This is a genomic window from Bradyrhizobium roseum (assembly GCF_030413175.1).
GTDB lineage: Bacteria > Pseudomonadota > Alphaproteobacteria > Rhizobiales > Xanthobacteraceae > Bradyrhizobium > Bradyrhizobium roseum.
Map to the genome: position 1 here is coordinate 4449641 of NZ_CP129212.1, position 14543 is coordinate 4464183.

At 61.7% G+C, this 14543-nt stretch carries 11 protein-coding genes; 1 reads left to right on the forward strand and 10 read right to left on the reverse strand.

Annotated features, from left to right (window positions below; genetic code table 11):
* Positions 1 to 22: 22 nt before the first annotated feature.
* Genes QUH67_RS21300 through QUH67_RS21335 form a run of 8 tightly spaced genes read right to left on the reverse strand, consistent with a single transcriptional unit; the run spans position 23 to position 11413 of the window.
* Entirely contained in the window at positions 23 to 724 is a 702-nt protein-coding gene (locus QUH67_RS21300) for a carbonic anhydrase (RefSeq protein ID WP_300940964.1), read from the reverse strand.
* Between the two features lie 51 nt (positions 725 to 775).
* On the reverse strand, positions 776 to 1114 hold the full coding sequence (locus QUH67_RS21305) for a hypothetical protein (protein WP_300940966.1): 339 nt from the start codon (positions 1112 to 1114) through the stop codon (positions 776 to 778).
* Positions 1115 to 1123: 9 nt separating this feature from the next.
* Positions 1124 to 1948 carry a peptidylprolyl isomerase gene (locus tag QUH67_RS21310; RefSeq protein WP_300940967.1) on the reverse strand — a complete coding sequence of 275 codons (825 nt, stop codon included), beginning with the start codon at positions 1946 to 1948 and terminating at the stop codon, positions 1124 to 1126.
* A gap of 3 nt (positions 1949 to 1951) precedes the next feature.
* Positions 1952 to 2668, reverse strand: coding sequence for a respiratory nitrate reductase subunit gamma (narI, locus tag QUH67_RS21315; RefSeq protein ID WP_300940969.1), 717 nt, complete (start codon positions 2666 to 2668; stop codon positions 1952 to 1954).
* A 12-nt stretch (positions 2669 to 2680) separates the two neighbouring features.
* Entirely contained in the window at positions 2681 to 3388 is a 708-nt protein-coding gene (gene narJ / locus QUH67_RS21320; RefSeq protein WP_300940971.1) for a nitrate reductase molybdenum cofactor assembly chaperone, read from the reverse strand.
* Positions 3388 to 4908, reverse strand: coding sequence for a nitrate reductase subunit beta (gene narH / locus QUH67_RS21325; protein ID WP_300940972.1), 1521 nt, complete (start codon positions 4906 to 4908; stop codon positions 3388 to 3390). Before narH ends, narJ begins: the two co-directional genes overlap by 1 nt.
* Positions 4905 to 8657: a nitrate reductase subunit alpha gene (locus tag QUH67_RS21330; protein ID WP_300940973.1), complete on the reverse strand. Its 3753-nt coding sequence runs from the start codon at positions 8655 to 8657 to the stop codon at positions 4905 to 4907. The genes narH and QUH67_RS21330 overlap by 4 nt, the downstream gene beginning before the upstream one ends.
* Positions 8658 to 8668: 11 nt before the next feature.
* The gene (locus QUH67_RS21335) at positions 8669 to 11413 is read right to left on the reverse strand and encodes a nitrate/nitrite transporter (RefSeq protein ID WP_300940974.1); all 2745 of its coding nucleotides are present in this window, start codon (positions 11411 to 11413) and stop codon (positions 8669 to 8671) included.
* On the opposite strand from QUH67_RS21335, the gene QUH67_RS21340 reads away from it, so the two are divergent.
* Entirely contained in the window at positions 11412 to 12311 is a 900-nt protein-coding gene (locus QUH67_RS21340; RefSeq protein ID WP_300940976.1) for a helix-turn-helix domain-containing protein, read from the forward strand. The genes QUH67_RS21335 and QUH67_RS21340 overlap by 2 nt on opposite strands.
* 752 nt (positions 12312 to 13063) lie before the next feature.
* Here the strand turns inward: QUH67_RS21340 and QUH67_RS21345 are convergent.
* Both QUH67_RS21345 and QUH67_RS21350 read right to left on the reverse strand, forming a co-directional pair.
* Positions 13064 to 13447 (reverse strand): c-type cytochrome, encoded by a 384-nt coding sequence (locus tag QUH67_RS21345; RefSeq protein WP_300940977.1) that lies wholly within the window; start codon positions 13445 to 13447, stop codon positions 13064 to 13066.
* A 92-nt stretch (positions 13448 to 13539) separates the two neighbouring features.
* Positions 13540 to 14538 (reverse strand): FAD:protein FMN transferase, encoded by a 999-nt coding sequence (locus tag QUH67_RS21350; protein WP_300940979.1) that lies wholly within the window; start codon positions 14536 to 14538, stop codon positions 13540 to 13542.
* Between the last annotated feature and the right edge of the window lie 5 nt (positions 14539 to 14543).

Below are 14543 nucleotides of genomic sequence, written 5' to 3' on the forward strand. Positions count from 1 at the left end.
CCCTCCTCCAGAAGCTGCGGTTTCAGCATCGATCGACCCTCGAATGCTTCCTCGGCATGGCGGCGAACCATGGTGACGGGCCAGCAAGCCCGGCATCATCGCTTTCCCGGTCGAGGCTTTCGGCATCGTTAAGCGACGACAGCTTCAGCCCGAGATCGCGCAACAGCCCCTCGCCCAGACCATAGATCCAGCCGTGAACCGTGATGGATTGCTGGAGCTGCCCGGCGCTGCGCAAAATCGGCGCGGCGGCGATCCGCCGGAGCTGCAGCTCGACATTCAGTTCGAAGGCGCGGTCCATTCTGGCGGCATCGCTGGGAAGGCGGGCCAGATCGTCCGCGCAGCGCCGGCACATTTCCCGCACCGGCGCCAGCCAGTGATCGACCAGACCGCCGCCAACCGGCGGCTCGAACGCCCTGCGGATGCCGCCGCAGCCACAATGGCCGCACACGATGATATGCTTCACCTGCAGCGCTTCGACGGCAAATTCCAGCACCGACAGCGAATTCATGTCGCCGGTGTGGACGATGTTGCCGACATTGCGGTGCACGAACACTTCGCCAGGATCGAGCCCAACGATGTCATTGGCGGGAACGCGGCTGTCCGAACAGCCTAGCCAGAGATAGCGCGGCGCCTGCTGCTCGGCGAGACGGCGAAAGTAATCGGGATCGCTGCGGGTCTTGCTCGTCGCCCAGGCCACATTGCGGTCAAACAGCTCATCGATCATGGCAGCATCACGATCCAGAGCCGATCGCGTTGGCGTTCAAGGGACGCGAACTCATGAGCAGCCTCCCCCGCCGCCACAGGTACAGCCAGCATGGGCGGTCGGCTCCGGCGCCTCGTCCTTTTTCAGCGACCAGTTGACCATGTAGACGAGGCAGCCGGTGCCGGGATCGTCGGTACGCTCGACGACGTTCATCAGGCCAAGCCAGTCCTCGCTGCCGGCGAGATTGGCAAAGCGCCTGACAGCGCCGGAGGCGTATTCGCCGACGGTTTCCTCATAACGGGTAGCGGCATCGCCGACGCGGGCGAACAGCACGATGTCGTTGCAGGCGAGCAGCGCCTCGCTGGCGGCCGCGTCCTCGCTGAAGCTGCGGATGATGTCGCCGAGTTGCATTGCCCGCTCCTACTGCAAGAGCGGCGATGATGCCGCGGCAAGCGTGACACCCGAAATATCGGCCCGGCCGGCCAGCACCGAGACATACTGCGCCAATGCGCGATTCTGGACGCTGGTCGCGAGATAGTCGGCGATGCGGTCGCGGGCGAGTTCGAACGGCAGCACCTGCCCTGGTGCATGCTGATCGAGCCGGATGACATGGAAGCCATAGCGAGTTTCGGCGATAGCGAACTCGCCGGGACGCATCCGCTCCAGCGCGGCCTCGAACTCCGCGACCGTTTGGCCGCGCGTCAGCTGACCGAGCCGCCCCCCCTCCTGCGCCGACGTCTTGCAGGCGGACTGGCTGCGGGCGAATTCCGCGAACAGCGCCGGATCGGACCGGACAGCCGCCAGAATATTCTCAGCCATCAGACGGGTCTCCATGCGTGCCGCGACGTCGTCGGGACGCGAGGCGACCAGGACATGCGCGGCTTCATACAGGTCTCCCGAGCGGAAGCGCTGGCGGTTCTGTTCGTAGAACCGCAGGCATGCCGCCTCGTCCGGCTCCGGAGTCACGACCTCGCGCTCGATCAAGGCGCGCATCGCCGCTTCCTCGTCGGTCTCGGAGCGCCCCTCGGCATCGTACAGGGGCTCCGCCTCGATCCTGAGCCGGGCCGATTCCTGCAACAGCAGTTCGCGCACCACGAGCGCGCGGGCCGCCGCCTGCCACGCCAGGATCGGCTTTTCCGCCGGGTGATTCTGCACCTCGCGGGCGATCACCTCGCGTGGAATGACCTTGCCGTTAACGCTGATCGTCCTGGGCTTCGGCAGCGTATTCGTCAGTGAGCAATCCATGACCTACTCCGCCGGTTGAATGGGACGGGCCACGCGGCCGTCGCGGCTCCGAACCACCTGATAGCCGCGGCGGCCGAGATACCAGACCGGCGCGCTCCAGATATGGACCAGCCGCGTGAACGGGAAGACGAGGAACAGCGTCATGCCGAGCACAAGATGGGCCTTGAAGATCGGGTGCACGTTCAGAACGTTGGCGGCAACGCCGGGCTGCAGCGTCAGGATGCCCTGCGCCCAATCCATGAACTTCACCATCTCATGGCCGTCTAGATGGCCCATCGACACCGGAATGGTTGCGAGACCCAACAGCAGCTGCGCGAACAGCAACAGCAGAATCGCGGTATCGCCAAACGAGGAGTTGGCGCGGATGCGTGCGTCGAACAGGCGGCGATGCGTCAACAGAGCAATGCCGACCAGACACATCAGACCGGCAACACCGCCAGCTACGATCGCCAGCATCTGCTTGAAGCCGTGCGAGACGCCGAGCATGTCGAACACCCGGATCGGGGTCAGCAGGCCAACGAAATGGCCGAGGAAGATGAAGAGAATGCCGACGTGGAACAGGTTGGAGCCCCACGTCAGTTGCCGCCGCCGCAGCAACTGGCTGGATCCTGTCCGCCACGTATATTGCTCGCGGTCGAACCGGAACAGGCTGCCGAACAGGAATACGGTCAGGCAGAGGTAGGGATACCAGCCGAACACGATTGAATTGAGCGTTTGCATGGCGCTGCCTCCTCACTGCGGACGTGGCGCGGGATCGACCGCGCGTCTGGCATGGCGAAGTTTCGCGATCAGGCCTTCTTGGCCGCAGGCGCCCTGCCCTTGGGCACCGGGACCGAACCGCACTTCTTCCTCTTCCCAGGCAGCATCGAGCGCCTCGAGGTCCATCGGATCGGGATCGGTCCCTTTCAGCAGTTCGTCGACGATCTCGCGCGACGGGGCCGCCGCCGAGATCGCGACCAGCGCATCGAACACCGCCCTGTACTTCGACTGCCGCCGTTCGAGCCGCTCAGCGAGGGCTGCGAAAATATGCGCGGTCTGGCCCAGTAGTTCACGGGCCTCGGCGAGCGGCTGGATCGAAAGGAATTCGAGAAACAGCGGCACGTAATCGGGCAGTTCGTTGGCTGCAATGAACAGGTTGGCCTTCTCGTACATCGCCTTGAGATCGACCATCGCCTGGCCACGATCACGGCTTTCGCCGTGGACGTGCTCGAACAGATGCAGCGCCAGCGTCTTGCTGCGGTCGAACAGCAGGCCGTAACGTTCCTGCAGATCGTAGACCTCACCGACCGCGATTTCCTCGACCAGGAGGTCGAGCGCACCGCGACAGGCCGCAGGCACCAGCTTCTCGGCATCGAGGATTGCCGGGAACTCCGGCGCAGCGTCGATCAATCCCTGGGTCGGATAGCTGAGCAGCGCGGAGAGGATCTTGAACGTCTTCATCACGCGATCTCCATGGGGTTCTTGGCCTTGCGCGGCGAGCCGAACAGGTTTGTATCGCTTTCGCCGCCGGAGCAGCCATTGCCGAAGGTAAAGCCGCAGGAGCCGCGCATGTCGTAGGCGTCGGCGCCGAGTTCGCGGTGCGCGGTCGGAATTACGAACCGGTCCTCGTAATTGGCGATCGCCATGATCTGGTACATCTCGTCGATCTGCGCCGGTGTGAGGCCGACCCGCTTGGCGACCACCTCGTCGACGACACCGTCGATGGTCTTGGTGCGCATGTAGGAACGCATCGCCATCATTCGCTCCAGCGCCAGGGTCACCGGCTTCTCGTCACCCGCGGTCAGCAGGTTGGCGAGATACTTCATGGGGATGCGCAGCGATTTTACATCGGGCATACCGCCATCGAGCCCGATCTTGCCGGCGGAGGCAGCCGAGGTGATCGGCGACAGCGGCGGCACGTACCAGACCATCGGCAGCGTGCGATATTCCGGGTGCAGCGGAAACGCCACCTTCCATTCCATCGCCATCTTCCAGATCGGTGAGGCCTTGGCCGATTCCAGCCAGGCATGCGGAATGCCCTGCCGCTCTGCCTCGGCGATGACCTTGGGATCGTTGGGGTCGAGGAAGATGTCGAGCTGGGCCTGGTAGAGATCGCGTTCGTCGGGCTTGCTCGCGGCTTCTTCGATCCGGTCGGCGTCATAGAGCACCACGCCGAGGTAGCGGATGCGTCCGACACAGGTCTCCGAACACACCGTCGGCTGGCCGGCCTCGATGCGCGGATAGCAGAAGATGCACTTCTCGGATTTGCCGGAGGACCAGTTGTAATAGATCTTCTTGTAGGGGCAGCCGGAGACGCACATGCGCCAGCCGCGGCACTTGTCCTGGTCGATCAGGACGATGCCGTCCTCCTCGCGCTTGTAGATCGCGCCCGACGGGCAGGCCGCGACGCAGGCCGGGTTGAGGCAGTGCTCGCACAGCCGCGGCAGGTACATCATGAAGGTGTTTTCGAACTGACCGTAAATGTCCTTCTGGACGCCTTCGAAATTGTAATCCTGCGAGCGCTTGGCGAATTCGCCGCCGAGGATTTCTTCCCAATTCGGACCCCATTCGATCTTCTCGATCCGTTCGCCCGACACCAGCGATCGCGGCCGCGCGGTCGGCATCGCCGTCATTTCCTTGGCCTGCTGCAGGTGCGCGTAGTCGAAGGTGAACGGCTCATAGTAATCGTCGATCTCGGGCAGATCGGGATTTGCAAAAATGTTCGCCAGTACGCGCCACTTGCCGCCGATGCGCGGCTCGATCTTGCCGTTGCGCTTGCGTTTCCAGCCGCCCTTCCAGCGCGCCTGGTTTTCCCAATCCTTGGGATAACCGATGCCCGGCTTGGTTTCGACGTTGTTGAACCACGCGTATTCCATGCCTTCGCGGCTGGTCCACACGTTCTTGCAGGTGACGCTGCAGGTGTGACACCCGATGCACTTGTCGAGGTTCAACACCATGGCGATTTGAGCGCGGATCTTCATTCTGCGGCCTCCAAGCGGGGGGTATCAGGCTGGTCGGCAGTGGGCGTGTCGAGCCAGTCGACTTTCACCATCTTCCGGACAATGACGAACTCGTCACGGTTGGCGCCGACCGTGCCGTAATAGTTGAAGCCGTAGGACTGCTGGGCGTAACCGCCGATCATGTGCGTCGGCTTGGTCACGACCCGGGTCACCGAGTTGTGGATACCGCCACGCTGTCCGGTCTGCTCGGAGCCGGGCACGTTCACGATCTTCTCCTGGGCATGGTACATCATGCACATGCCCTGCTTGACGCGCTGCGAGACCACCGCACGCGCGACCAGCGCGCCGTTGGTGTTGTAGGCCTCGATCCAGTCGTTATCGACAATGCCTGCAGCCTTGGCGTCGACCTCGCTGATCCAGACGATCGGCCCGCCGCGCGACAGCGTCAGCATCAGCAAATTGTCGGTATAGGTGGAGTGGATGCCCCACTTCTGATGCGGCGTGATGAAGTTCAGCACCACCGACGCATTGCCGTTCGGCTTGCGGTCGATCACCGGCTTGACGGTCTTGGTGTCGATCGGCGGACGGTAGACGCAGAACCCTTCACCGAAGGCGCGCATCCACAAATGATCCTGATAGAGCTGCTGGCGGCCGGTCAGCGTTCGCCACGGGATCAGTTCGTGGACGTTGGTGTAGCCGGCGTTGTAGCAGACCTTCTCGGATTCAAGACCAGACCAGATCGGCGAGGAGATGATCTTGCGCGGCTGCGCGACGACGTCGCGAAAGCGGATCTTCTCATCCTCCTTCGGGATGGCCAGATGCCGGTGCTCTCTCCCGGTGAAGCCTTCCAGCGACGCCCACGCCTTGACCGCAACTTCGCCATTGGTCTCCGGCGCAAGGCTGAGAATGACCTCGCAGGCGTCGATCGCGCTGTCGATGCGGGCAAGCCCCTTGCTCGCGCCCTCCTCGGTCACGACGCCGTTGAGCTTCTTGAGCAGCTCGACCTCGTGGTCGGTATTCCAGCTCATGCCCTTGCCGCCATTGCCGAGCTTGTTCATCAGCGGCCCGAGCGAGGTGAAGCGCTTGTAGAGGTTCGGATAGTCGCGCTCGACTACGGTCACCGCCGGCATGGTTTTGCCGGGGATCGGATCGATCTGGCCCTTCTTCCAGTCCTTGACGTCGAAGGGCTGCGCGATCTCGCCGGCCGTATCGTGCATGATCGGCGTCAGCACGACGTCCTTTTCGACGCCGAGAACTTCCGGCGCCACCCGGGAGAACGCTTCCGCAATGCCCTTGTAGATGTCCCAGTCGCTGCGCGACTCCCAGACCGGGTCGACCGCCGCCGACAGCGGGTGAATGAACGGGTGCATGTCGGAGGTATTGAGATCGTTCTTCTCATACCAGGTCGCCGTCGGCAGCACGATGTCCGAATACATGCAGGTGGTCGACATCCGGAAGTCGAGCGTGACCAGCAGGTCCAGCTTTCCTTCCGGCGCCTCCTCGTGCCATTTCACGTCGAGAGGTTTCTTTGAGCCGTGTTCGCCGAGATCCTTGCCCATGACGCCGTGCTTGGTGCCGAGCAGATGCTTGAGGAAGTATTCGTGGCCCTTGCCTGAAGCGCCCAACAGGTTCGAGCGCCAGACGAACAGGTTGCGCGGCCAGTTCCTGGGGTTGTCGGGATCCTCGCATGACAATTGCAGCTCGCCCGACTTCAGGGACTTGGCGACGTAATCCTTTGCCTCCATGCCGGCGGCTGCAGCCCGCTTCGATACTTCGAGCGGATTGGTCTGCAGTTGCGGCGCCGACGGCAACCAGCCCATCCGTTCGGCGCGCACGTTGTAGTCAATCAGCGCGCCGTCCCACGGACCAGCCGGCGCGGTCGGCGACAGGATCTCGCTGACATCGAGCGTCTCGTAACGCCACTGGTCGGTATGGGCGTAGAACGCTGAGGTCGAGTTCATCTGGCGGGGCGGACGGCCCCAGTCGAGACCGAACGCCAGCGGCGTCCAGCCGGACTGCGGCCGCAGCTTTTCCTGGCCCACATAATGCGACCAGCCGCCGCCGGACTGCCCAATGCAGCCGCACATCACCAGCATGTTGATGATGCCGCGGTAGTTCATGTCCATGTGGTACCAGTGGTTCAGCCCGGCGCCGAGGATGACCATGGAACGGCCGCCAGTCTTCTCGGCGTTGAGCGCGAACTCGCGAGCTACCGTGATGATCTGGTCGCGCGGCACGCCGCTGATCTTTTCCGCCCAAGCGGGCGTGTACGGTTGCAGATCATCGTAGTTCTTGCCGATGTTCTCGCCGCCGAAGCCGCGATCGACGCCGTAATTGGCGAGGAAGAGATCGAACACCGAGGCCACGACGGTTTCGCCTTCCGGAAGCTGCAGCGTCTTGGTCGGCACGTTGCGCTTCAGCACATCAGGATGATCCGTGCCCGCAAAATGGTCGTGCTCGCGATTGCCGAAATACGGGAAGCCGACCGCCGAGATGCCGTCCTTGATCTCGCTCAGCGACAGCCGGAGCTTCGTCTCCTGATTGCCGGACGCCTTCTCTTCCAGGCTCCATTTGCCCTTCTCGCCCCAGCGGAAACCGACCGAGCCCTTGGGCACAACGATCTCGCCGGAGGCTTCGTCATAGGCGACCGTCTTCCATTCCGGATTGTTGGCTTCGTCCATTCCCTTCACGAAGTCCGATGCACGCAGGAAGCGCTCCGGAACGTAGACGTCGCCCTGCTTCACCAGCCGCACCAGCATCGGCATGTCCGTGTACTGGCGTACATAGTCGTTGAAGTATTTGGCCTGACGTTCGACGTGGAATTCCTTCAAGATGACGTGGCCCATCGCCATCGCGAGCGCAGCGTCCGTGCCCTGCTTCGGCGAGACCCAGAGATCGGCGAATTTCGAGGCCTCCGAATAGTCCGGGCTGATCACGACGCTCTTGGCGCCCTTGTAGCGGACCTCGGTGTAGAAGTGCGCATCCGGCGTGCGGGTCTGTGGGACGTTCGATCCCCACAGGATCAGGAAGCCGGAATTGTACCAGTCGGCGCTTTCCGGAACGTCGGTCTGCTCGCCCCAGGTCTGCGGCGAGGCCGGCGGCAAATCACAATACCAATCGTAGAACGACATGCAGACGCCGCCGAGCAGCGACAGATAGCGGGCACCGGCCGCGTAGCTCACCATCGACATCGCCGGGATCGGCGAGAAGCCGAACACGCGATCCGGCCCGTAGGTCTTGGCGGTATAGGCGTTCGCGGCCGCCGTGATCTCGTTGACCTCAGCCCAGCTGGCGCGGACGAAGCCGCCGAGCCCGCGCTTCTGCACATAGGAAGCGCGCTTCTTCGGATCCTCGACGATCGACTTCCAGGCCGCCACCGGCGTCATCAGGACACGCGCGTCGCGCCACAGCTTCAGGAGCCGTGAGCGCACCAGCGGGTATTTCACCCGGTTGCCGGAATAGAGATACCAGCTGTAGCTCGCACCGCGCGCGCAGCCGCGCGGTTCGTGATTGGGCAGGTCCGGCCGCGTGCGCGGATAGTCGGTCTGCTGAGTCTCCCAGGTGACGATGCCGCCCTTGACGTAGACCTTCCACGAGCACGAGCCCGTGCAGTTCACGCCGTGGGTAGAGCGGACGATCTTGTCGTGCTGCCAGCGCTTTCGATAACCGTCCTCCCAGGAACGGTCTTCGGTCGTCATCACGCCGTGCCCGCCGGCGAATTCAGCCTTGGGGCGCGTGAAGAACGACAACCTGTCGAGAAAATGACTCATCGTTCGTTTCCTTATTCGGCAGCTTGTGTGACGGGTACGATGCGGGGGCTGCGCTCGATGTCATGGAGCAGCCCACCCTTGCGGCTGTAGACGGCCCAGGTGATCACGATGCAGATCACGTAGAAGATGAAGAATCCCCACAGCGCGCCCTGCACGCCGCCGGTGAGATCGATCGAGGTCCCGTAGGACTTCGGGATGAAGAAGGCGCCGAAGGCTGCGATCGCCGAGGTGAAGCCAGTGATGGCGGCCGATTCCTTTTCGGCCTGGCGCTGACGGGTCAAGGCGTCGGCGGTCGGCATCAGCCGGTCCATTTCCTTGCGCATGATGTTGGGGATCATCTGGAAGGTCGATGCGTTGCCGACGCCGGTTGCAAAGAACAGGATGAGAAACATCGCAAAGAAGCCCCAGAATGCTCCCGGCTGATCCTTGATGCCGATGAAATAAAGGATACCGAGCACGCCGAGCATCATCAGGATGAATACCCAGAAGGTAACGCGCGCCCCGCCCCATTTGTCGGCGATCCACCCCGTCGCCGAGCGTGACAGTGCGCCGACCAGCGGGCCGAGGAAGACGAATTGCAGCGCATCGACGCTCGGGAACTGGGTCTTGGCGAGCAGCGGGAATCCTGCGGAGTAACCGATGAAGGAGCCGAAAGTCCCAGTATAGAGCCAGCACATGATCCAGTTATGCTTGCGCTGGAAGATCACCGCCTGGTCGGCGAACGATGCCTTGGCTGAGGCGATGTCGTTCATGCCGAACCAAGCCGCGAACGCGCTGGCGACGATGAACGGCACCCAGATGAAACCGGCGTTCTGCAGCCACAGCGACGACGTCTGCGTTCCGCTGGTGACCGTTGCCGGGTCGCCGCCGAACCAGCCGAACACGCCGACCGTGATGATGATCGGCACCACGAACTGCACGGTCGAGACGCCGAGATTGCCGAGGCCGGCATTGAGCGCGAGCGCGTTGCCCTTCTCCGCCCGCGGGAAGAAGAAGGAGATGTTGGACATCGAGGAAGCAAAATTGCCGCCGCCGAAGCCGCACAGCAGCGCCAGCGCCAGGAACACCGGATAAGGCGTCGACGGATTCTGCACGGCGTAGCCGATGCCGATCGCCGGGATCAGCAGCGACCAGGTCGCCAGCGTGGTCCAGAGCCGGCCCCCGAAGATCGGCACCATGAAGGAATAGAAGATCCGCAATACCGCACCGGAGATACCAGGCAGCGCCGCCAGCCAGAACAATTCGGCGGTGGTGAACTTGAAACCGACCGAGGGCAGCTTGGCCACCACCACCGACCAGACCTGCCAAACCGCGAACGACAGCAGCAGCGCCGGGATCGAAATCCAGAGATTGCGCCGGGCGATCGCCCGTCCCGTGGTCTCCCAGAAGGTCTTGTCTTCCGGACGCCAGTCGGTCAGGACGGTACCGGACAGCGCGCCAACATGTTCGGGCTTGTGGATCTCTTCCATTTCAGGAAGTTCGGGAAGCTTTTTCAGCGCTTCTCCGACGACACCGTGTTCCATGTGCCGGATGGCGACATGCATCCACGCCAGAGAACCCGCAACCAGAAAGAACAGCAGCATGAAGCAACTGGTCCACAGGCCAGTCAAATCAACGAGCGCTCCGAACACAATCGGAAGCACGAAACCGCCGAGACCGCCGATCATGCCAACCAGACCGCCGACGGCGCCAACATTCCGAGGGTAATATACCGGTATATGCTTGTAGACAGCCGCCTTGCCCAGCGCCATGAAGAAGCCGAGCACGAAGACCGTCACGGTGAATGGCACCAATCCCATTTCAAGATGGAAGCTGACCGTGCCGTTGACCGTCTTCACCAGATAGTCGGTCGGCGGATAGGACAGCACGAAAGTTGTGACGACGCCGACCAGGAATGTCCAGTACATCACGCGACGTGCGCCGTAGCGGTCCGAGAGATGGCCGCCGTAGGCCCGAAACACGCTGGCCGGCAACGAGAACATCGCGGCCACCATGCCGGCGGTCTTAATGTCGACTCCGTAGACCTTGATCAGATATTGCGGCAACCACAGCGCCAGCGCGACGAAGGCGCCGAACACGAAGAAGTAATAGAGCGCAAAACGCCAGACCTGAACGTTCTTCAATGGCTCCAGCTCCAGCCATGCGCTGGTCGGCTTCTCGTTCTTCTCGCGCCGTGCACGGACGACCGGGTCTTCTTCCGAAAACATCCAGAATGCGATCCCCATCAAACCGATAACCAGCGCCCAGACCTGAGCCACGGTCTGCCAGCCGTAGGCGACCAGCACGAAAGGCGCGACAAATTTGGTCAAAGCGGCGCCAACATTGCCGGCGCCAAAAATTCCGAGTGCGGTGCCTTGCTTGCCCGCTGCATAGAAGCGCGAGACGTAGGCGATGCCGACTGCAAAAGAGCCACCTGCGATGCCGACAAACAGAGCAGCAACGAGGAATTCCGGATAGGTGCGCGCCCACGTCAGCATATACGTAGCAAGAGCAGCGGCGAGCATCACGACGGTGTAAACCCGCCGTCCGCCATATTGATCGGTCCAAATTCCAAGCACCAAGCGGATCAACGATCCCGATAGGATCGGAGTACCGACCAGGAGGCCGAACTGAGTGTCATTCAATCCGAGTTCTTGCTTGATCCGGATGCCGATGATCGAGAAAATCGTCCAGACCGCAAAGCAGATCGTGAAGGCGATCGTCGAAAGCCAGAGGGCCCGGCCTTGGTGAACCGCGCTTGAAACTGGTGATGCCATGACTACCCCCGAAAAGCGTTCGGAGGCAGAGATCGCCGATACCACGTATGCGCAATTTGCGCTGGGTCAAACAGCGACCGATTTGTGCAAAGAGACTGGGACTTTCAGCAATATTCATCAAATTCAGCTCGTTCAATTGATGGCAATCACGTGCAGATTTGATAATTGTCACAGACCGGCTCATTTTCAGGATGTGACTGTGCTGCGCTCAGATCAACTTGTACAAGTAATGAATCTACCGCTGTTCTCCGGGATGGCGGAAGAAACGCTCGCCGACCTTTTGGGCGCTGCGCTGCTGCAGCAGTTTCCGCCCGGCGTGGTTCTGCTGCATGAGGGACATCATGCGGACTTTCTTCATGTCCTCATCGATGGCCTGGTCGAAATCTTTACCACGCACGGCGAACAGGAATGGGGGATCTCGCTAGTCAGCCCGGTTACAACCTTTATTCTGGCGGCAGTCGTCAGCAACCAACCCTACCTGAATTCCGCGAGAACCTTGTCCGGCTCGAATATCCTGTTGATCCCAGCACAACGCGTCCGTGACATCTTTGATCGCGATGTCGCCTTTGCGCGGGTCGTGGCAAAAGAACTTGCCGTTGCCTATCGTTCGTCGGTCAAGAAGCTGAAGGGCTACATGGCCAGGTCCACAGTCGAGCGTCTTGCCAACTGGATCTTGGCGGAGGCGCGACAAGACGCCATGGAATCCGTCGTAATCCCATTTGATCGCGGGACTTTGGCATCACATATCGGCACGACCAGAGAAAACCTTTCTCGCAATCTGGCTCAGCTAACGCAACATGGCGTCCGCATTCGCGGTCGGGAAATAGTAATTGATCACAAAGAGCTGCTGCAGCAGTTCGCGCGCCCACAGCGGTTCATAGATGATCCTGCTTCCTGAACAGCAAACTCTTTGGCCCATGATCCATACCACTGCCAGCATCAATAAACCGACGGGCCATCGACGAACTGGATGCCGAGAATGATGTCCGGCATTGGTCGGTGCCGACCAAAATGTCTCGCACATGATTGCAAACCGACCGGTTCTCCCAGGAATTCCTGCGGAGCCATCCGTGATGACAACTGAACGTTGCGGGAGCAATTGTTCATGTGAAAAGTGAAGCGATCTTCCGACGCCTGCTTCGCAGGGTCTGCTCATCTTGGTGTTTCGCAATGCCCTAGCGAACTACAAGGTGAAGATATCCCCTCTCGTCTTCCTATTGAGAAGATCATCGGGGGTGCAGCCAGTTGAGAGCGTTGGCACTGGACACGCCAAGGGAAATACGAGTTTGGCGCCGGGCCAGGGCGGCCTGCTATTCTCACCGACCGCAATAGAACTGAAGGTGGCGCGCGCGGCCGGCGTTCTACCGATATGTCAGACGCCTTTGACTCCTTTCGGGCCTACGCCTTCCGAGCCCTCTGCAAGGCTCGATCAATGCCGCATGGCAGGATGAGGCATCTGCAGCTGATAGCCAGCCGCATCTATAATCTGCTCAAGAAAGAAGCCGCTTATAGCCCGAACACGCAGCACCTCGGGACTTCCGGGCAGCAGAAGCTTGAGTGATCTCTCAACCCCTGGTCTGAGTGCCCTCGGTGCCGCCTCCAGATCATCTGTCGCCTTTACGTTCAACATCCACGAGCCTAGCCGATACGCTATTTCTTTTTCCCATCGGTATCGAACTGCTGAAGGTAGGCGATCAGGTCGTTGGTCCTCTGCTCATCTTTGAGGCCCGCGTAGATCATCTTGGTACCCGGGATCTTCGCCTTCGGATCCTTGATGTATTCACGGAAGGTGGCCTCGTCCCAGGTGATGCCGGATTCCTTGTTGGCCTTGCTATAGTTATATCCTTCGACGGTGCCCGCTTTGCGGCCGATGATGCCGTTTAGCTGTGGTCCGACCCCATTTTTCGCGGTCTCGCCGATCTGGTGGCAGGCCTTGCACACGCCGAACACCTTTTCGCCGGCCGCGGCATCCTGGGCCTTGACTTCACCTGCGCAAGCGATCGCCAAAAGCGCAACGAAAATGAACCCTCGCATCCTGTTCTCCTGTTTGAAGCCATCGGGGACGGCATTTTCTGGCTGATCGGCGTCAATCGATCCGAGCTTAGGCCTGCCACGGACGACAACTCTCAAGCACCATACACGATCGAAGTTCCATTGGAATTGGCGATGCGAGCCTGCAGGTTCGGCCTGGCCGCCACAATGTCAGCAATATCGGACAACGGCATCAGGCTGAACGCGGTCGACAACGCGTCGGCTTCGGTCGCGGTCGGTGCCATCACGCTGACGCTGCGGTAGCACTGCGGACTGCGTCCCGTCGCCGGATCGAAAAGGTGTGTAAAGCGGCCCTTGGCGTCAAACTGGAAGCCGGCGCCCGCCGAGGTCGCCACCGCGCGGTCAACAAGGTCGAGGGTTTCGGTGAGCTGGCCCGGCCGGTCGGGATCGCCGAGGCCGACGCGCCACGGCGTGCCCTCGGGCCGCGCGCCGATCGCCCTGATCTCGCCCATATTGACCAGCGTCGTCGACAGGCCCGCGTGGCGCAGCCGCTCGACGACCCGGTCAGTGGCAAACCCCTGCGCAATGCCGTTCAGCGTGATCGCCGCCCCGCGCCGCTGCAATGCGATCCTGTTTGCACCGACCAGCAGGCCGTCGTGGCCGACCTTCGCCAGTGCTTCTGCCAACTGCCGCGGCGAAGGTCCGTCGCTGCCCGGTTTGGCCGACGAGAAATGATCGGCATGCAACTGCCAGAGCGGCTGCACCGTTGGATCGAACGCGCCGCCGGTAATTTCGGCAAAGCGCAGCGAGGTTTGGAGCAGCGCCACCATATCCACGTCGGGCGCAACCAGAATGCCGGTCCGGTTGAGCGTCGAGATCGCGGAGTCCGCCCGGTACAGACTGAACTGCTGCTCCAACCGGCGTGCCTCCAGCACACAACGTTCGGCCAGCCGTTCGGCCTCGGCCCTGTCGGCGTGATGTATCTCGATCGAGACCTGCGCGCCGAGTGCCGAACCCTGCCAGCGCACGGGAGCATTGGATTGCGCGAAGCGCTTGGAGGCGAGCAATGCCGATCCGGCCGCGCCCGCGGTAATGACGATCATGCGCCGCCGGGTGAGATTTTGCTTCAGCATCGACT

Bases quoted from the DNA above. Each gene is read 5' to 3' on its own strand.
- QUH67_RS21300 (WP_300940964.1), bottom strand. From the start codon at position 724: ATGATCGATGAGCTGTTTGACCGCAATGTGGCCTGGGCGACGAGCAAG.
- QUH67_RS21305 (WP_300940966.1), bottom strand. From the start codon at position 1,114: ATGCAACTCGGCGACATCATCCGCAGCTTCAGCGAGGACGCGGCCGCC.
- narJ (WP_300940971.1), bottom strand. From the start codon at position 3,388: ATGAAGACGTTCAAGATCCTCTCCGCGCTGCTCAGCTATCCGACCCAG.
- narI (WP_300940969.1), bottom strand. From the start codon at position 2,668: ATGCAAACGCTCAATTCAATCGTGTTCGGCTGGTATCCCTACCTCTGC.
- narH (WP_300940972.1), bottom strand. From the start codon at position 4,908: ATGAAGATCCGCGCTCAAATCGCCATGGTGTTGAACCTCGACAAGTGC.
- QUH67_RS21310 (WP_300940967.1), bottom strand. From the start codon at position 1,948: ATGGATTGCTCACTGACGAATACGCTGCCGAAGCCCAGGACGATCAGC.
- QUH67_RS21350 (WP_300940979.1), bottom strand. From the start codon at position 14,538: ATGCTGAAGCAAAATCTCACCCGGCGGCGCATGATCGTCATTACCGCG.
- QUH67_RS21335 (WP_300940974.1), bottom strand. From the start codon at position 11,413: ATGGCATCACCAGTTTCAAGCGCGGTTCACCAAGGCCGGGCCCTCTGG.
- QUH67_RS21345 (WP_300940977.1), bottom strand. From the start codon at position 13,447: ATGCGAGGGTTCATTTTCGTTGCGCTTTTGGCGATCGCTTGCGCAGGT.
- QUH67_RS21340 (WP_300940976.1), top strand. From the start codon at position 11,412: ATGACTACCCCCGAAAAGCGTTCGGAGGCAGAGATCGCCGATACCACG.
- QUH67_RS21330 (WP_300940973.1), bottom strand. From the start codon at position 8,657: ATGAGTCATTTTCTCGACAGGTTGTCGTTCTTCACGCGCCCCAAGGCT.